This is a genomic window from Pseudomonas corrugata (genome assembly GCF_050920615.1).
GTDB classification, from domain to species: domain Bacteria; phylum Pseudomonadota; class Gammaproteobacteria; order Pseudomonadales; family Pseudomonadaceae; genus Aquipseudomonas; species Aquipseudomonas corrugata.
The window spans coordinates 2470679-2489615 of the sequence record NZ_CP130434.1; the positions used below are offsets into that span (position 1 = coordinate 2470679).

The window sequence follows — 18937 nt, forward strand, 5'->3', positions numbered from 1 at the left end:
TTCCATCTGTTTCCGGCCTTGTGGCCGCCGTTGAGGCGAAATCATGAAGACAACCATCGAATTGCCTCTCTTGCCATTGCGCGATGTCGTGGTATATCCGCACATGGTTATCCCGCTGTTCGTGGGGCGCGAAAAGTCCATCGAAGCCCTCGAGGCCGCGATGGCGGGTGACAAGCAGATTCTGCTGGTGGCCCAGAGAAATCCTGCTGACGATGATCCTGGTGAAGATGCGCTCTATCGCGTAGGTACCATTGCAACGGTTCTGCAATTGCTCAAGCTGCCCGACGGCACCGTCAAGGTCCTTGTCGAAGGCGAGCAGCGCGGGGCGGTCGAGCGCTTCAGCGAAGTGAACGGCCATTGTCGCGCCGAAGTATCACTGATCGACGAAGCCGACGTGCCCGAGCGTGAGTCGGAGGTGTTCGTCCGCAGCCTGTTGTCCCAGTTCGAACAGTATGTCCAGTTGGGCAAGAAAGTACCGGCTGAGGTGCTCTCTTCGCTTAACAGCATCGATGAGCCTGGTCGGCTGGTCGATACGATGGCCGCCCACATGGCGCTCAAGATCGAACAGAAGCAGGAAATCCTCGAGATCATCGAATTGTCCGCCCGTGTCGAACACGTGCTGGCATTGCTCGATGGCGAGATCGATCTGTTGCAGGTCGAAAAGCGCATTCGTGGTCGCGTGAAGAAACAAATGGAGCGTAGCCAGCGCGAGTACTACCTGAATGAGCAGATGAAGGCCATTCAGAAAGAGTTGGGCGACGGTGATGAAGGCCATAACGAAGTCGAAGAGCTGAAAAAGCGCATCGACGCCGCTGGTTTGCCCAAGGATGCCCTCGCCAAGGCCCAGGCTGAGCTGAACAAGCTCAAACAGATGTCGCCGATGTCCGCCGAAGCTACCGTGGTGCGCTCCTACATCGACTGGTTGGTGCAGGTACCGTGGAAAGCCCAGAGCAAGGTGCGCCTGGACCTGGCTCGTGCCGAGGACATTCTCGACGCCGACCATTACGGCCTGGAGGAGGTCAAGGAACGTATCCTCGAATACCTCGCCGTGCAAAAGCGCGTGAAGAAAATCCGTGGTCCGGTGTTGTGTCTGGTCGGTCCTCCGGGGGTTGGTAAAACCTCCCTGGCGGAGTCGATTGCCCACGCCACCAATCGCAAGTTCGTACGAATGGCCCTTGGTGGCGTGCGCGACGAAGCGGAAATTCGTGGTCATCGCCGTACCTACATCGGTTCGATGCCAGGAAGATTGATTCAAAAGATGACTAAGGTCGGCGTGCGCAATCCGCTGTTCCTTCTGGACGAAATCGACAAGATGGGTAGCGATATGCGTGGCGATCCTGCCTCCGCATTGCTCGAAGTGCTTGATCCGGAGCAGAACCACAACTTCAACGATCATTATCTTGAAGTCGACTATGACTTGTCGGACGTGATGTTCCTGTGCACTTCCAACTCCATGAACATCCCGCCGGCGTTGCTGGATCGTATGGAAGTGATTCGTCTGCCGGGCTACACCGAGGACGAGAAGATCAATATCGCCGTCAAATACCTTTCGCCGAAGCAGATCCAGGCCAACGGCTTGAAAAAAGGCGAACTGGAATTCGACGAGGAGGCGATTCGCGACATCATCCGTTACTACACCCGCGAAGCCGGTGTGCGGGGCCTGGAGCGACAGATTGCCAAGGTCTGCCGCAAGGCGGTGAAGGAACATGCGCTGGAAAAACGCTTTGCGGTCAAGGTCACTTCGGACCTGCTGGAGCATTTCCTGGGCGTGCGCAAATTCCGCTACGGCCTCGCCGAGCAGCAGGATCAGATCGGTCAGGTGACCGGCCTGGCGTGGACTCAGGTTGGTGGTGAGTTGCTGACCATCGAAGCTGCCGTGGTACCGGGCAAAGGGCAACTGATCAAGACCGGTTCCCTGGGTGATGTGATGGTCGAGTCGATCACGGCAGCGCAGACGGTCGTTCGCAGCCGTGCCCGGAGCCTGGGCATTCCCCTGGACTTCCATGAGAAGCGCGACACGCATATCCATATGCCTGAAGGGGCTACGCCCAAAGACGGCCCTAGCGCCGGTGTAGGCATGTGCACGGCCCTGGTATCGGCACTGACCGGCATTCCGGTGCGCGCCGACGTGGCCATGACCGGTGAAATTACTCTGCGCGGGCAGGTACTGGCAATTGGTGGTTTGAAGGAAAAATTGCTGGCGGCACACCGTGGCGGGATCAAGATCGTGATCATTCCCGAGGAAAATGTGCGCGATCTGAAAGAAATTCCTGACAATATCAAGCAGGATCTTCAGATCAAACCCGTTAAATGGATTGACGAGGTCCTGCAAATTGCGCTGCAATACGCGCCGGAGCCCTTGCCGGATGTGGCTCCGGAGATTGTCGCGAAAGATGAGAAGCGAGAGTCTGACTCTAAGGAAAGAATTAGCACGCATTAATACGCATTTGCCTGGGGGGCTTCCTTGACAGTTTTTTAGAGCCCTTGTTATAAAGCGGCTCTTAAGTGTCTGTAGGCCATTCAGCACTCGTTTTTGCTTTCACCAAAAAAACTTAGAATCATCTCAAATAGATATAAGGGGACTTAGAGTGAACAAGTCGGAACTGATTGATGCTATCGCTGCATCCGCTGATATCCCGAAAGCTGCTGCTGGCCGCGCGCTGGACGCTGTAATCGAATCCGTCACTGGCGCTCTCAAGGCTGGCGACTCCGTTGTTCTGGTTGGTTTCGGTACCTTCTCCGTTACCGATCGTCCAGCTCGTACCGGCCGCAACCCGCAAACTGGCCAGGCACTGCAGATCGCTGCTGCCAAGAAGCCAGGCTTCAAGGCTGGTAAAGCACTGAAAGACGCCGTTAACTAAGTTTCATTGAGTTTATCCGGGTCGGGGTCATGCCTGGCTTGGCAAGCGGAGCGGTAGTGGGATCGGTTCCAACCGGTCTGTCGTGCCAGGGCTCGCGGGGTCGAGCCCGGTCCGCTCCGCCAGTTACGAGAAGGCGCATCCTCGGATGCGCCTTTCTTCTATCCGGATTCTACCCACGCTCCACGGTTGCCTAATTTGAAGTTCAACCGTTTCTGGGGGACGCATGCTGCAGAATATCAGGGACAATTCACAAGGCTGGATTGCCAAGACCATCATCGGGGTTATCGTCGCGTTGATGGCGTTGACCGGTTTCGATGCCATTTTCAGAGCCACCACCCACAGCAATGACGCGGCCAAGGTCAACGGCGAGAACATCAGCCAGAACGAGCTGAGTCAGGCGGTCGACATGCAACGCCGCCAGCTCATGCAACAGCTGGGCAAGGACTTCGACGCCTCTCTGCTGGACGAAAAGATGCTCCGCGATTCGGCGCTCAAGGGCCTGATCGATCGCAAGTTGCTGCTGCAAGGCGCGCACGATGCGAAGTTCGCTTTTTCCGAAGCCGCGTTGGACCAGGTGATCCTGCAGACGCCTGAGTTCCAGGTCGATGGCAAGTTCAGCCCGGAACGTTTTGACCAGGTGATTCGCCAGCTGGGTTACGGTCGCCTGCAATTCCGCCAGATGCTGGCCCAGGAAATGCTGATTGGCCAACTGCGTGCTGGCCTGGCCGGCAGTGGTTTCGTCACTGATGCCCAGGTACTGGCGTTCGCTCGTCTGGAAAAGCAGACCCGCGACTTTGCCACCTTGACCCTCAAGGCTGATCCGTCGGCAGTGAAGCTGACCGATGACGAGGTCAAGGCTTACTACGACAAGCACGCCAAGGAATTCATGACCCCCGATCAGGTGGTGATCGATTACCTTGAGCTGAAGAAAGCCGATTTCTTCGATCAGGTCAGCGTCAAGGATGAAGACCTGCAAGCGGCGTATCAGAAAGAAATCGCCAACCTGTCCGAACAGCGTCGGGCGGCCCACATCCTGATCGAGGTGAACGACAAGGTCACCGAAGCCCAGGCCAAGGCGAAGATCGAGGAAATCCAGGCTCGCCTGGCCAAGGGCGAATCGTTTGAGGCCCTGGCGAAGGAGTTCTCCCAGGATCCGGGCTCGGCCAACAATGGCGGTGATCTCGGTTACGCCGGTCCAGGTGTCTACGATCCGGCGTTCGAAAAGGCGCTGTACGCGTTGAGCAAGGATCAGGTTTCGGCACCGGTGCGCACCAGTTTCGGTTTTCACCTGATCAAGCTGTTGGGTGTCGAAGCGCCTGAGGTCCCGACCTTTGCCAGCCTCAAGGGCAAGCTGACCCACGAGCTGAAAACCCAGCAGGTCGAGCAGCGTTTCGTCGAGGCGGCCAAGCAATTGGAAGATGCTTCGTTCGAGGCTTCCGATTTGGCGCAGCCGGCCCAGGACCTGAAACTCACCGTCCACACGTCGGCGCCGTTTGGGCGCGAAGGTGGGGAAGGGATTGCGGCCAACCGCGCTATCGTCACTGCCGCGTTCAGCCCGGAAGTGCTTGATGAGGGTGCCAACAGCAGCGCGATCGAGCTGGATCCGGAAACCGTCGTGGTGCTGCGTGCCAAGGAGCATCGCAAGCCTGAGCAACTGCCGCTGGAAAGCGTGGAAGCTGCCATCCGTACTCAGTTGGCCAAGGAGCGCGCCAGTGAGGCCGCGAAGACCCGGGCCGATGAGCTGATCGCCAGCTTGCGCGAAGGAAAGACCCCGCTGGCCAAGCCTGTCGACGGTCAGAACTGGAAGGTCATCGAGGCGGCAACCCGCAGCCAGGAAGGTATCGAACCGACGGTGCTGCAGGCGTTGTTCCGCATGCCAAAGCCCGAGTCCAAGGACAAGCCGACGTTTGCCAGTGTGACCTTGCCTGACGGCAATCTGATGCTGGTGCAACTGCGCGGCGTGAATGAAGCGGCGGCACCCACTGATGCGGAGAAGGCCGAATATCGTCGCTATCTCGCATCCCGTGTTGGCCAGCAGGACTTTGCGGCTTATCGCAAGCAGCTGGAAAGCGAGGCGGACATCAAGCGTTACTGATGCCCTGATGGCTTGCTCAAAAGACCTCGGCTGAAAAAGCCGGGGTCTTTTTGTATCCACCCATTGCCAGATGACAAGATGTTCATCGGCCCACTGGATTTACGTCTTTTTCCCGTCAACAACCCCCAGTAGACTTGTAACCCCTTTGAGACACGAATACCCACGCTGCCGATGGGCGTTCTGTTGCACAATACGCCCCCGGACCGTTTTCCTCAGGATGTTCAATGTTCAGATCATTTCACATGCGCACCGTCGGACTGGCGCTGATGCTGGTTGCCGCAGCCGGTTGCTCGTCGAAGAAGGCTGCTATTTACGAGCATGAGAACTTCGATGATTCCGGTACGTTCTCCCGCACCTATCCGGTGAGCGACACGGTGACCTGCGAAGCGGGGCGCCGGGCCTTGCTCAGCCAGGGCTACATCATCACCAGCAGCGACCCGAAGCTGGTCAGTGGTCACAAGAGTTTCCAGCAGACCGGTGATACCCACATGGAGATCAGCTTCAACCTGGTCTGTGCCGAGGACGGTGGTGCTGGACATCATGCGACCATGTTTGCCAACGCGTTGCAGGACCGTTATGCGCTGAAGAAAATCAACAACTCCGCCAGCCTGGGCGTGGGTGTGTTGGGGTCGGTATCGATGCCGATCGGCTCCTCGGATGACTCGATGGTCAAGGTGGCCAGCGAAACCGTATCGGCGACCAAGTTCTACGAGCGTTTCTTTGCCCTGGTGGAGATGTTCCTGCCTGCGGAAGCGAAGAAAGGCGCGTCGGTTGCTGCAAAGCCCGATACTGAGTTGGGGGTACCGGAGCCCAAGGCCGAACCAGCTGCGTTGACACCGGCTCCGGCTCCGGTTCCGACGCCAGCGCCAGCGCCGACGCCTGTTGCGCCGGTAGAGCAAGCTGTCCCAGCCGAAGCCGCACCTGCAGCGTCGCAGCCTGTCGCCCCGCCTCCAGAACCTGCGCCGATTGCACCCAGCGAACCTGCGCCATACATAGGCCCGGAATCGACGCTGGAAGTCGTCACGCCACCCCCTCCCAGTGATTTGCCGCCGCCGACCGAGGCAATCCAGCCGCTTCCTTCATCCTGAATACCATGACAAGGCAGTCATTCCTTGTCACACCTGCATAGGTTGATTTCCCATCGCTGTGCTACGTTTAAAACATGAAGCCTTTGCTTCATGTTTTGTTCATAAAGCAGCTTTATTCTGACACCAAGGCCATCAGGCATCGGTTCAATGATATGGGAAGGATTCAAAATGGATGATTATCAGGAAGAGCTGCTGGAATACCAGGCCTACGAGCTGGACCCGCTGGAACCCGCCGAGGATGCGACGGAGTTATAAGGGGGGTCGCAAGCGGCGAGCTGCATGAAACTTGAACTTCAACTCGCCCTCTGGCTGCGGCGAAACTCTCCCGGCGTCTGGCCATTCCAGCGTTTGAAAGCGCGCTGGAATGCCTCGGCTGAGGCGAAGCCCAGCAAGTAGGCGATTTCGCCGAACGCCAGTTCGGTATCACGAATGTAGGTCATGGCGAGGTCGCGACGCGTGTCATTGAGGATCGCGCGAAATTGCGTGCCTTCTTCTGCCAGTTTCCGGCGCAGTGTCCAGGTCGGCAGCTTCAGGCGCGCTGCCACTTCTTCCAGGTCGGGTTCCCGGCCACCGTTGAGCAACGGCCCCAGCAGTTGAGTGATGCGTTCGCGCAGGCTGCGGGTGCGGGTGAGTTGTTCCAGTTCCCCCTCACACAGCAGAACCAGATGCCGCCAGGTGCTGGGGCAATGCTGCGGGTTGCGTCGGGCAAGGTCTTCCAGGCCCAGGCGCAGCTGGTTCTGGCCGGCGCCGAACAGGATCGGGCAATCGCCAAGTGTACGGTAGGCGTCCAGGTAAGCCGGAGCCTCGAATTCGATCTCGATGCGCTCGGCCCGTAGCGGGGTGCCGCTTACGCTGGATAACTGCTGGAGCCAACCGGCAATGATCGAGTCCACGACGAAGCGGTTATAGGCGTTATAGGGGCTGATGGAATAGAACCGTAGCCAGGCACCCCGGGCGTCCTCGTGAAAACTCGATTGGCCACGGTAGTTGGAGCCATACAACGGCTCGAAGCGGATCAAGCAGCGTGCCGCTTCGCGTACCGTCGGGGCCTGGGCCGCAGTAACGCCAGCGAGACCGGCCTGGCTCAAGCGGCTGAGCTGACCCATGCGCAGGCCCAGGGCCGCATCCTGGGTCTGCTGGATCGCAGCGTGACCGAGGCGCATATAGCGTGGAATCGATAATCGGGCCCGGGGCTCGGCCAGGCGCGCGGTGTCGAGGCCATACTGTTCGAGTAGGGGTTGGGGATCCTGGCCATGGCTGGCTACCGCATCGGCCAGGCTGTGGACGAAGCCCACGGACAGGTCGCCCAGGCGCATCGATGGCGGCTTCATGTTCACAACCACAAGTTCAGCAGGAGGGCGCCACGGGCTTCGCCGTCGGAGAAGTGCTGGCCGTCGTGGCTGATGAAACTCTGACCGGCGCTGCCGTTGTCCCAGAACTGGCCACGCAGAAACACGCTGACACCGCCCTTGGCCTGGCTGATGGGTAACTGACTGGTCAGCGTCAGGCGGTGCCAGGCCTGGCCTTCGCTCATCTCACCGGGCTTGAGACTCACCTCGCTCGGTGTGGACAGGCCTTTATAGCCGTTCCAGGGTTTGTTCCAGGTGTCACGCCCACTGATAAAGGCGGGCACCGCGATCAGTTGCGCGCCCTGATCGTTGAGTTGTCGGTAATAGCGCGGATACCAACTGTCGCTGCCGATCAGCACGCCCAAGCGTCCGGCGGGGGTATCGACGACGCGCAGGGCTTGCTGGCGGTCGGCCTCCAGCACATCCCGTTGCTCGAATACCGGATGCTGTTGACGTTGGGGCTGCCCGAGCGGTAGGCCGTCGCTGCCAAACACCAGGCTGCTGTTATACAGCGCACCTCGGCCGATCTTCAGTTCACCTTCGCTGACACTGGGTTCGGGCAATATGATGGAGCCGGCCACCAGGGTCACGCCGAACTCCCGGGCCAGCCCGCCGAACATGGCCTGGTAATCACGTGCCATGGTGTCGGCTTTCATGCGCAAGTAGGCATCGTCCAGGCGGTTATCGCCTTGGGCACTGATCAATCCTCGGATGAACGCCAGCGGGTTGCTGATCGCCAGCCAGTTCATGGCTTCCTTCAGTGTGCCGGCCTGGTACAGCTCGTCCTTTTCTCTGCTGATCATCAACCAGGTGCCGATGTGCTCGGGCAAGACCACGATGGTCTTGTCGCTAAGCAAACCCAGGTCGTGGGCGGTCTGCAGGTAGGCTGCCAGTTTGCGGCGCAGGTGTCCGGGGTTCTGGTAGTCGGTGGGGAACAGTTCAGGCTGGATGCCCAGCAGGTTGCCTCGATCGGCAGGGACACCCTGGTCGACCGCCAGGTTGATGCGCAGGTCAGAGAGGTAGTGCCCCGTCGGACGATCCGTCGTCCACAGTGCATAGCTCATCAGGGCGGCGATCAGGGCCAGTGAAAACAGCAGGTACAGAAGTTTACGCATGGAGAGCAGTCAGCGGCCGTGTACGATTCTTACGGGGCAGGGTACGGGAAAACCTGAAATTAGCAAAAGAGAAGTCCCTGTGTGGGAACGAGCCTGCTCGCGATGACGCCGGTTCAGCAAGCTCAATGGTGGCTGACACACCGTTATCGCGAGCAGGCTCGTTCCCACAGGAGAAATGGACAGGCTTCAACACTGATCGGCTGTTCAGTGACTCTTGGCCTTTCTGATCCGCAGCATGATCAACAACATGATCAGCAGTACCGGTGGTGTCATCCCCAGCAGTGCTTCGCGCGCCGATAGATCCGCCCCCAGCGTATGCAACCCGCTATAGACCAGTTTGAACAGGTTGATCAGATAGTAGGTGATGGCGATGATCGACAGCCCCTCTACCGCACGCTGGATCTTTATCTGTGCATCGGCCCGCGCATTGAGACTGCGCAGAATCTCTGCATTCTGGTCTTCCATCTCCACTTGCACCCGCGCCTGGAGCAGGTCGCCCAGGTTGGCAACGCTCATGGCCAGTTGTTCCAGGCGTTGCTCGGTCGCCGCGCAATAGCGCACGGTCGGCTTGAAGCGTCGCTCGATAAACACGCCCAGCCTCTGGCAGTCGCCCAGATGGCTTTCATGCAACTCACCCAGGCGCTCGAATACCAGTTGTGCGTAGGCCCGGGTCGCGCTGAAACGATGGCGATTTTTCACTGAGCTGCCGACGATCCGGCGAGACAGTTGCGCGATATCCTCCAGCAAGGCCTTGGCATGCACGCCGCTGGCATTGGCGTTGCGTTCGGAGAGTGTCACCAGGCTGCGGTCGAACTCGTTCAACTGTGGGTCCAGCGCCTTTGCGACACTGAGCGACAAGGACGCCATCATGCGATAGGTTTCGATCTCGAGCAGGCGCCGGATCATGCGTCCCTGGCGATAGGCGTTGAGCCGTCGATTGATAAACAGGAAGCGGTTGGTGCCGTCCTCGGTGAGGCGAAAATCGCTCCAGACCACGGCATCGCCACCCCCCACGCTTGAGCCGCAGGGATCCTTGAAGCCGTATTCGGACAGGTCGAGGCCGTCTTCCGAGCGCACCACCACCTGAACCGAATTGATGATTTGCCGAGTGTGACCTTCGATACCTTGCGCCAGGCATTCAGGTAGCGTCGTCCACTGCAATTGGTGACTGCTGGCGGGCACCACCAGGGTCAGGGTGAAGAACTCTGCGTGACGTTCCCACTTGAGCGGGTGTCCGTCGATCCGGGTGATACCCTGGGCTGCCTGATCCACCACGCTATCGGGGCAAAGCCGCTCTAGCAGGGCCGTGCATTGGACGCTATCGCCCAGGAACGCCAGATGGAAAACATGGGCCGGTTCGTCGAAATACAGCGACGGACGGGCGTGCAGTTCGTTGTGCAGGATCTTTCGCTGGGGATGCATGCGAGCGGCCTGTGTGGTTTGAATTGTTTTCTGTTCAGCCGCTTGGGCCACTGAGCATAGGACTGGCCCATCCCACTGGGAGTCACTTGGGTTCGCTCATCCATTGGTACTGGATCGCTGCACATTTGGATCAATAACTTGTCAGTTTCGGTCATTGAGCACGGTTGTTCCGGCTCTTAGGCTGTGGGGCATGACTGATGGAAGCCGCAGAGCTTCCACACTTTCCGTGATCGCCCGTTGTGGAGTTACCAATGACCGCCCCTCATTACCCGCATCTGCTGGCCCCGTTGGACCTGGGTTTTACCACGTTGCGCAACCGTACCCTGATGGGGTCGATGCACACGGGCCTCGAGGAAAAGCCCGGTGGTTTCGAGCGTATGGCGGCATATTTTGCCGAGCGTGCCCGTGGCGGTGTGGGCCTGATGGTGACGGGCGGGATCGGACCGAATGACGAGGGCGGCGTGTACTCCGGCGCCGCCAAGTTGACCACCGAGGAAGAAGCGCTCAAGCACCGGATCGTTACCCGGGCCGTTCACGAGGCCGGTGGCAAGATCTGCATGCAGATTCTCCATGCCGGACGCTACGCCTACAGCCCCAAGCAAGTAGCGCCGAGCGCGATCCAGGCACCGATCAATCCGTTCAAGCCCAAGGAACTGGATGAGGAAGGGATCGAGAAACAGATCAGTGACTTCGTCACGTGCTCGATGCTGGCCCGGCAAGCTGAATACGATGGCGTCGAGATCATGGGCTCGGAAGGGTATTTCATTAACCAGTTCCTGGCGGCCCACACCAACCACCGGACCGACCGTTGGGGCGGCAGCTATGAGAACCGCATGCGCTTGCCGGTGGAAATCGTACGACGGGTGCGCGAGGCGGTAGGACCGGACTTCATCATCATTTTTCGCCTGTCGATGCTCGACCTGGTGGAGGGCGGCAGCTCCTGGGAGGAAATCGTCCAGTTGGCCAAGGCCATCGAACAGGCCGGCGCGACGATCATCAACACCGGTATCGGCTGGCATGAGGCACGCATTCCCACCATTGCCACCAAGGTTCCCCGGGCGGCGTTCAGCAAGGTCACGGCCAAGCTGCGCGGTTCGGTAAGTATTCCCCTGATCACCACCAATCGTATCAATACGCCGGAAGTGGCTGAGCAGATCCTCGCTGACGGTGACGCCGATATGGTTTCCATGGCGCGACCGTTCCTGGCGGATCCGGATTTCGTCAACAAGGCTGCCGCTGGCCGGGCGGATGAAATCAATACCTGCATTGGCTGCAACCAGGCCTGCCTCGACCATACCTTCGGCGGCAAGCTCACCAGTTGCCTGGTGAACCCGCGGGCGTGCCATGAAACCGAACTCAACTATCTGCCAGTTACTCAGGTGAAGAAAATTGCCGTGGTTGGCGCCGGTCCGGCCGGGTTGTCCGCGGCCACGGTGGCGGCCGAGCGCGGGCACCAGGTGACGCTGTTTGATTCGGCCGGCGAGATCGGTGGCCAGTTCAACGTCGCTAAACGAGTGCCGGGCAAAGAGGAGTTCTTCGAAACCCTGCGTTATTTCAAGCGCAAATTGCAGACCACTCATGTCGAGCTGTGTCTCGACACCCGTGTAGATGTGGAACAACTGGTGGCTGGCGGTTACGACGAGATTATCCTCGCCACGGGGATCGCGCCTCGGTTGCCGGCGATTCCCGGGGTGGAACATGCCAAGGTGTTGAGCTACCTGGACGTGCTTCTGCAGCGCAAGCCGGTGGGCCGCAGCGTGGCGGTGATCGGGGCCGGTGGTATCGGCTTCGACGTGTCGGAGTTCCTGGTGCACCAGGGCGTAGCCACCAGTCAGGACCGCGAGGCGTTCTGGAAGGAGTGGGGGATCGACACCCGACTCGAGGCACGCGGCGGCGTGGCCGGGATCAAGGCCGAGCCCCATGCGCCGGCGCGGCAAGTATTCCTGTTGCAGCGCAAGACCTCCAAGGTCGGTGACGGCCTGGGCAAGACCACCGGCTGGATTCACCGCACGGGACTGAAGAACAAGCAAGTGCAGATGCTCAACGGTGTTCAGTACCTGAAGATCGACGACGAAGGCCTGCACATCCGTATCGGTGACAGCGGCGAGCCGCAGGTGCTGGCCGTGGACAACATCGTGATCTGCGCCGGCCAGGATCCGCTGCGTGAATTGCAGGAAGGCCTGGAAGCGGCGGGGCAGAGCGTCCATCTCATCGGCGGTGCCGACGTAGCGGCGGAGCTGGACGCCAAGCGGGCCATCAACCAGGGTTCGCGGTTGGCGGCGCAGTTGTAAGGCACCCGGGGTTGCCGCAGATCCCCTGTGGGAGCGGGCTTGCTCGCGATGACGGCGGCACATCCGACATTTCTGTCGACTGGACCACCGCTATCGCGAGCAGGCTCGCTCCCACAGGGGGATGTGGTGAGGCTGAATCTGCGGTCATCCGTGACCGCCTGTTAGAATGCGGGCCTCTTCGCGCCAGGCCTGCTTGCAATGCTTCTTTCTGCCCTTGACTGGCACCCCAGCCCCAAACTCGAACCCCTTCATCTGGACTGGCTCACCCGCGCCGGTGTCGAAGTGGCGGTGTTGCGCCTGGACCGGATCGATCCCCTGATCAGCGGCAACAAGTGGTTCAAGCTGGTTCACCATGTGCGCGCCGCACACGAGGCCGGTGCCGAGGGGATCATGAGCCTGGGCGGTGCCTATTCCAACCATCTGCATGCACTGGCCGCCGCAGGCAAGCGCTTTGGCTTTCCAACGGTCGGGCTGCTGCGTGGCCATCCCCGGGAAACGCCGACGGTGCTCGATCTGCAAGCATTCGGCATGCATCTGCACTGGTTGGGGTATGGCGGATATCGTGAGCGGCACGCCGCGGATTTCTGGACACCCTGGCAGGCGCGGTACCCCCACCTGCACCCGGTGCCCGAGGGCGGCTCTGGTTTGCCGGGCGCGCAGGGCTGCAAGGCCTGGGTGACCAGCGCCCGTGAACAACTGGAGGCATTGGGTTGGACGGATTATTACGGCTGGTGGCTGGCTTGCGGGACTGGAACGTCGTTGGCGGGGCTGGTGTTGGCCGAAGCGGGCGCGCATCCGGTCCATGGTGTGCTCGCGGTGCCCGAGGACCATGGTGTGGCGCAGCAGGTCGATGGCGTCGTGCGAGAGGCAGGCATTGCCGATCCACGTTATGAATTGCTCGACGGCAGCCGTGGCGGTTTCGCCCGGGCCGACGCGCAACTGAACGCCTTCATCGACGCCACTGGTGCCATCGAACTGGAGCCGCTCTACACCGGCAAGGCGTTGATGCTGCTCAAGTCGCACGTCGAGGCTGGCCGGTTTGCCCAAGGCACGCGCTTGATCTTCGTCCACACCGGCGGTTTGCAAGGCCGCCGGGGGGGGGCGTGACCTTCATCAGCCGCGCTTTGGCATCATCCGCAGCAGCGTGTTATCGCGCACGACGTAGTGGTGATAGAGCCCCGCCAGGGCATGCAGGCCGATCAGCCAGTAGCCGATAGTGCCGCCCAGTACATGCCAGCCTTCCAGCCGTTTGGCGAAATCCTTGTCCTGATCGATGAGCAGCGGCAGATCGAAACCGTAGAACATCACCTGATGCCCTTCGGCGCTGGTGATCAGCCAGCCCAGCAGCGGCATGGCGATCATGAACAGGTACAGCGCCCAGTGCATCAGGCGTGCAAGGATGGTTTGCCAGGCAGGCGAAGCCGGGAAGATGGCCGGCGCCTTGCCGATGCTGCGGGCGAACAGACGCAGCCAGACCAGCAGGAAGACCGTCAGGCCGAGCATGAAATGCGCTTCTTTGATCAGGGTTCGGCCGCCGCTGCCCTTGGGGAAGATCCCGCGAAGTTCAATGCAGGCATAAACCACAGCCAGCAGCACCAGCATCAACCAATGCAAGGTGACCGTGACGGTACTGTAGCGGCTTTCGGAATTTTTCCAGGGCATGCGGGGTATCTCCAGACATCAGGGTAAAGCGCCGTCTTGAGCAGCGTTGGGGGTTACTGTAAGCCCGTTTCGCTGGGTTTGCATGAGTCAGATCAGGTTTTGTCCATGGGAACCCGGTTTGCGTCCGCTGGCGAGCCGGGCTGCCCATCAAGGTATTTGGTGATGCGTCACGGCTTTGTGTCGGGAGGGTTCAGCAGCCAGTCGAACAGCAGCCTGACGTCGGTGTTGCCCGGTGCCGGTTTTGGCTGCGCCATGATGCGCCCGCCGCCGCTATCGATGCCGCCCGGGCACAGCACCGGCCGGTCGGGATCGCCGTCGAGAAAACTGACCAACACTTCACTGCCTGTCATCAGGGGCAGGTTGTCGTGGGGGCTCGATCGCGACATGGGCAGGGGAATGCCTTCGTCATCCGGGCCCCACAAACTGACAAGGACCTGACCTCGCTCATCGGGTCCCGCCGGCTGCCCGGCGGGACCGAGTACATGCGCCACGTGGTAGCCGGGAATACTGGGCCTGGGATGCTTGAGGGCGGGCCTGAACACGGTGGACCATGGGATGGCCGAGAACCTGTTTCGATAGTCCCGGGCAGACGACACGGGCGACTGATTCGCTTCAAGGATCGAGAACTGCCGCCCGCGATGCTGGACCTCGATGACCAGCCATTGATCGTTGAACGTCGATACCGGGTGATCGCTGATCTGCACTATGTGGCCGCTGCGCAGGGCCGGTTGACTGCTGTGGCCGTGGATTTCCCGCTGCCGGCAGCGCAGGCGTTCCAGGTTCCGGCGCCCGATCTGATAGGTGTGAGCCAACGCTGGATTGCCTCGCATCGCTTCGTGATCGGTGCCGTTGAGCCCATGATTCGCTGCGCTGGTTTCTGCGGGCGCCATTGCCCGCTCGGCGAAGCGGGCGGGCAGGGCAGGCAATGTCGGGTGGTGACGCTGGTACAGCCGCTCAAGTGCCGGTTGTTCATCGGCTTGCTTGCGCAGTGCCAGCTCGACCGCCCGCGCCGGGAAACTCTTGGGATCTTCGGCAAATACCAGGACATGGCCGGATGGCGAGTGTTCGAAGTGGTAATGAATGCCTTCTTGCTCGCACAGCCGCTGCAGCAACTCCAGGTCGCTTTCCTCGTACTGGATACAGAACGGGCGGGATGGGTACTGTCCGTGGGGCAGTTCGAAACGGTAGCTGTGAGCGGGCAGCGCATTGTCATCCAGCAGCCGTTGCAGGATCTGTACGACGCTGAGCTGATGGAAAACCCGTCGTCTCGGGCCATGCTCCAGACGCTGGAGATGGGGAACCAGTGCCAGGCGATAGCCGGTGCGGTTTGGTGCATGGGCGTTCAGGCTGACACTTTGGACAATGCCATGTACGCCGGAATCACCGTCCAGGCGCAGGAACGCTGGTTGCCCCAGCAGCGTGTCGGGATTGATCGGCGGCGTGAGGCCGATCAGTTCGAGGTCGAAGCGGTACGGTTGGTTGAGGGCCTCCCTACCGCTGAACCGCAGCACTTGCAGGCGCAAGTCGCTTTGCGTGAGTGTCAGGCTGAAGGGGCTTTCCGTGTCGTTGCGCATCGCGGTGCTTACTTGAAGAGAAGAAGCCGCGAGGGTACGAAACCGCGGGGCGAAACGGTGCTCCCGAATCGCTATTTCGGAAACTGCCTACAACACGTTGTGAAAATGTCGATTCGCCGGGGCGCATTTTTTGGTCGATCAGCCGGTTTAGGCCGTATAAACTTGCGCCACAGCGCCGGCCGGCAGATGTCTTGGCGCGTCAGACAAGAGAGTGAATGATGGGCGCACAGTGGAAGGTTAAACACAAAGAGGCGGCTGCCAACGCCAAGGGCAAGATCTTCGGCAAGCTGGTGAAGGAAATCACCATTGCCGCGCGCAACGGTGCCGATGTGGCGACCAATGCACACCTGCGGTTGGTGGTCGAGCAGGCGAAGAAGGCCTCGATGCCCCGCGAGACCCTGGAGCGCGCGATCAAGAAAGGTTCTGGCCAGCTCGGCGAAACCGTGCAGTACCACCGTGTGACCTACGAAGGGTTTGCGCCGCACCAGGTGCCGCTGATCGTTGAATGCGTGACCGACAACATCAACCGAACCGTGGCCGAAATCCGCGTCGCGTTCCGCAAGGGCCAGTTGGGCGCTTCGGGGTCGGTGGCCTGGGACTTCAACCATGTCGGCATGATCGAAGCCGCCCCGGACAGCCCGGACGCCGATCCGGAAATGGCCGCCATCGAGGCCGGCGCCCAGGATTTCGAACCGGGCGAAGAGGGTGCGACGCTGTTCATTACTGATGCGGCCGACCTTGATGCCGTGCAGAAAGCGCTGCCGGCCCAAGGCTTCACGGTGTTGTCCGCCAAACTGGGCTACCAGCCGAAAAACCCGGTCAGCGGCCTGACTGACGAGCAGATGGCCGAGGTCGAAGCGTTCCTTGAAGGCCTCGACAACCACGATGACGTGCAGGATATGTTTGTCGGGTTGGCGGGTTAACAGGATTCCCTGAAGAGCGAATGTCTTTGTGGCGAGGGGATTTATCCCCTCGCCACAAAGACATGCGTTCGATCAGCCGGTGGTCAAACAGCCGGCCAATACCCGCTCGATCTCCTCGAACCCCGGCCGCGCCAGCACGTCTGGCTGGCAGCAACGCGCCTTCAACGCCTGTAGCGCAGCAAGCTGCACCTCATCGCCCTCCGGCTCGATCCGCGCCAGCAACTCACCGAGCAGAATCCCGAAGGCCCGCACTTCGATGCGTTGCAGTGCGCGGGTTTGCGGGGTGTCTGCGGTGGCGTGGAAAGACGCCGCGCCAAAATCCCCCAGCAGGCAGTCGCCCTGGTCGTTGTAAAGGATGTTGTGCCCGTACAGATCCCCATGGGTGATGCCCTGGCGGTGCAGGTGTGCCGCCACCGAGGCGATGCCCCGGGCGATACGCAAAGCCGCAGAGGGGTTCAAGCGCAACGTGTCGGCATACACGTCGCGGCTGCAAGAGGCCAGGCTCGGCAGCCCGGCCAGGTTTCGGTAACTGGGCTCGATCAGCGCCATGACCAGCCCGGCCTGCCTTTCGGGATGTGCGGCGACCTGACCCAACACTTCAATCAGATTCGGATGCCGGCCCGCAGTGATACAGGCATGCATTTCATGCAGTGGGGAGCCGTCGCTGGTCATCTCGCCCTTGTACATTTTAACCGCGACGTTTCGCGCCGGTTGGCCTGCCGATTGCCACAGCGCCTGATGAATCACTCCCGAGGCGCCTTCGCCCAGTTGTTGTTGCAGGCTCAGTTGTGCCCAGTCGATGGGGTTGGTGCTGTGCAATGCGGCGTCATCGGCCTGGGCTTCCAGCGGGTTGCCGGCATAGGCGAGCCAACTGAGGCGGGGCAGTTCCAACAGCCATTGCGGCAGATCGACCAACTGATTGGCGGCGATGCGCAGCAGCTCAAGTCGGTGACACTGGGCCAGGCTGGCGGGCAATTGTTGCAGACGGTTGCCGGCCAGCATCAGTTTTTGCAGATGTGGGCGGTGTCCCAGCTCATCTGGCAGTTGGCTGATGCGGTTGTCCGTCAGGATCAGCCAGCGCAGCAGCGGTGGCAGAGCCGCGGCGGGGACGTGCTCGATGCGGTTGGCCTTGAAACCGACCATGGTCAATGCGGTACACCGGCCCAGGCATTCGGGCAGTTCGGTGAAGCGATTGTCCGAGCAGAACAGCACCCGCAGTCGGGTCAGCCGATGCAAGTCATCGGGCAGGGTTTCCAATTGGTTGCCGCTGAGGTTGAGCACCTCGAGGGAGTCCGCCAGGTCGAAGATTTCCCGGGGAAACTGTGTCAAGCCGCAGGCCAGGTCCAACCGGGTGATGCCTGACAGCTGGCCGGCGCGGAGTTGGGCGAGGGTGTTCATGGGAGGGGGCACCGTTGATCAAGAGAAGTCCGATGCCACCTAGTTTGTTACAAAAACCTTGTGGCGAGGGGATAAATCCCCTCGCCACAAATGCCAGTTCGGCTAGCGCTCGATATTGCGGCTCCAGCGCGCATTCCACGCCGGACGCTGTTCATTGACCTGGTCCCAGTCCACCGCAATCGCCGTTTCCAGATACTGCTTCATGGCTTCCACCTGGCCACGGGTCTTGTCGGTGGTGGGGGTGTTGGGGTTGGATGGGATCTGGTCGCCTTCTTCCAGGGCAATGGCCTGGGCTTGAGGTGTAAGCAGGAAGGCGGCGAGCTTCTGCGCCAGCTCGGGTTGGGTGTTGTGGGCGATGGCGCATTCGGCGACGTTCAGCACCACGGCGCCTTCCTTCGGTTGCGCATATTCCACTGGCATGCCCTTGAGTTTCAATGCAGTCACTTGGGTCGGCGTCAGCGGGAACAGCGCGGCTTCGTCGGTCTGCAGCATTTCGGAAATCTTCGCCGAGCTGGGGATGTATTCCAGCACGTTGCGCCCTACGGTGTTCGGCCAGGCCTTGAAGCCTGGCTCGACGTTGGTCTCGTTGCCACCCTGGATCCGGTTGAACATCAGAAAGCCGTGCAGGCCGAAGGTGGAGGAGGCCACCGACTGGAACACCAGTTTGTCCTTGAAGCGCGGATCGGCCATGTCCATCCATGACGTCGGGGCGCTCCAGCCTTTTTCCTTGAACAGGCGCGTGTTGTAGGCGAGCCCTGTCACACCGAGGCTGACGGCCGCGGCCTGATCCTTGATACGGCCCTTGGCGGGGATTTGTGCCAGGGGCGGGCTATCCTCGAGTTTGTCGCAAAGCCCCATGGAAATGGCGCGGTACATGATGCCGTCATCCAGGAATATGACGTGCATCTGTGGGTTGTCTTTGCTGGCCTGTACTTTCGCCAGGATGTCCGCCGAGGTCCCGGGTACGATCACCACTTTGACGTTGTTGGCCTTTTCGAAGGCCGGCAAGACCTTGTCGGCATAGAGGCGCTCCATGGTGCCGCCGTTCATGCCCAGGTAAAGCGTTGGCTCGGCGTGTGCCTGGCCGACGGCGAACAATGCGCTCAAGCAGGAAAAGCCCAGCAGTGCAGTGCGTTTGACGTGATTCATGGCGCGACCT

14 protein-coding genes are annotated in these 18937 nt (G+C 60.5%); 7 read left to right on the plus strand and 7 right to left on the minus strand.

The features are described 5' to 3' along the window. The first annotated feature begins 43 nt into the window (after positions 1-43). The 4 genes from lon (at position 44) to QZH45_RS11340 (ending at position 6044) form a co-directional block, all read left to right on the plus strand. Entirely contained in the window at positions 44-2440 is a 2397-nt protein-coding gene (lon, locus tag QZH45_RS11325) for an endopeptidase La (protein ID WP_024778306.1), read from the plus strand. Positions 2441-2588: 148 nt separating this feature from the next. Next, entirely contained in the window at positions 2589-2861 is a 273-nt protein-coding gene (locus QZH45_RS11330) for an HU family DNA-binding protein (protein WP_024778307.1), read from the plus strand. Positions 2862-3084: 223 nt separating this feature from the next. Further along, a complete protein-coding gene (locus tag QZH45_RS11335) occupies positions 3085-4956 on the plus strand; it encodes a SurA N-terminal domain-containing protein (RefSeq protein WP_024778308.1) in 1872 nt (623 codons plus the stop codon). A gap of 224 nt (positions 4957-5180) precedes the next feature. Beyond that, on the plus strand, positions 5181-6044 hold the full coding sequence (locus QZH45_RS11340; protein WP_055135407.1) for a DUF2242 domain-containing protein: 864 nt from the start codon (positions 5181-5183) through the stop codon (positions 6042-6044). A 293-nt stretch (positions 6045-6337) separates the two neighbouring features. On the opposite strand, the gene QZH45_RS11345 is transcribed toward QZH45_RS11340, so the two are convergent. From QZH45_RS11345 to QZH45_RS11355, 3 genes are all read right to left on the minus strand, one after another. Then, the gene (locus QZH45_RS11345; protein ID WP_024778310.1) at positions 6338-7375 is read right to left on the minus strand and encodes an AraC family transcriptional regulator; all 1038 of its coding nucleotides are present in this window, start codon (positions 7373-7375) and stop codon (positions 6338-6340) included. A gap of 2 nt (positions 7376-7377) precedes the next feature. Further along, on the minus strand, positions 7378-8508 hold the full coding sequence (locus QZH45_RS11350; RefSeq protein WP_055135408.1) for a carbon-nitrogen hydrolase family protein: 1131 nt from the start codon (positions 8506-8508) through the stop codon (positions 7378-7380). Between the two features lie 204 nt (positions 8509-8712). Next, on the minus strand, positions 8713-9930 hold the full coding sequence (locus QZH45_RS11355; protein WP_055135814.1) for a DUF3422 domain-containing protein: 1218 nt from the start codon (positions 9928-9930) through the stop codon (positions 8713-8715). Positions 9931-10181: 251 nt separating this feature from the next. Here QZH45_RS11355 and QZH45_RS11360 point away from each other — a divergent pair, with 251 nt between their 5' ends. Both QZH45_RS11360 and QZH45_RS11365 read left to right on the plus strand, forming a co-directional pair. Then, the gene (locus QZH45_RS11360; protein ID WP_024778313.1) at positions 10182-12221 is read left to right on the plus strand and encodes an FAD-dependent oxidoreductase; all 2040 of its coding nucleotides are present in this window, start codon (positions 10182-10184) and stop codon (positions 12219-12221) included. Positions 12222-12419: 198 nt separating this feature from the next. After that, the gene (locus QZH45_RS11365) at positions 12420-13328 is read left to right on the plus strand and encodes a 1-aminocyclopropane-1-carboxylate deaminase/D-cysteine desulfhydrase (protein ID WP_069018517.1); all 909 of its coding nucleotides are present in this window, start codon (positions 12420-12422) and stop codon (positions 13326-13328) included. A 6-nt stretch (positions 13329-13334) separates the two neighbouring features. Here the strand turns inward: QZH45_RS11365 and QZH45_RS11370 are convergent, their stop codons facing one another. Together QZH45_RS11370 and QZH45_RS11375 are read right to left on the minus strand one after the other, a co-directional pair. Beyond that, positions 13335-13883: a cytochrome b gene (locus QZH45_RS11370; RefSeq protein WP_053191500.1), complete on the minus strand. Its 549-nt coding sequence runs from the start codon at positions 13881-13883 to the stop codon at positions 13335-13337. Positions 13884-14050: 167 nt separating this feature from the next. Next, positions 14051-15457: a type VI secretion system Vgr family protein gene (locus QZH45_RS11375; RefSeq protein ID WP_055135811.1), complete on the minus strand. Its 1407-nt coding sequence runs from the start codon at positions 15455-15457 to the stop codon at positions 14051-14053. Positions 15458-15675: 218 nt separating this feature from the next. Here QZH45_RS11375 and QZH45_RS11380 point away from each other — a divergent pair, with 218 nt between their 5' ends. After that, the gene (locus QZH45_RS11380; protein ID WP_047703746.1) at positions 15676-16380 is read left to right on the plus strand and encodes a YebC/PmpR family DNA-binding transcriptional regulator; all 705 of its coding nucleotides are present in this window, start codon (positions 15676-15678) and stop codon (positions 16378-16380) included. A 72-nt stretch (positions 16381-16452) separates the two neighbouring features. Here QZH45_RS11380 and QZH45_RS11385 read toward each other — a convergent pair whose 3' ends face one another. After that, entirely contained in the window at positions 16453-17778 is a 1326-nt protein-coding gene (locus QZH45_RS11385) for a leucine-rich repeat-containing protein kinase family protein (protein ID WP_055135810.1), read from the minus strand. Between the two features lie 102 nt (positions 17779-17880). Beyond that, positions 17881-18927 (minus strand): ABC transporter substrate-binding protein, encoded by a 1047-nt coding sequence (locus QZH45_RS11390; protein ID WP_024778319.1) that lies wholly within the window; start codon positions 18925-18927, stop codon positions 17881-17883. Positions 18928-18937 lie beyond the last annotated feature (10 nt).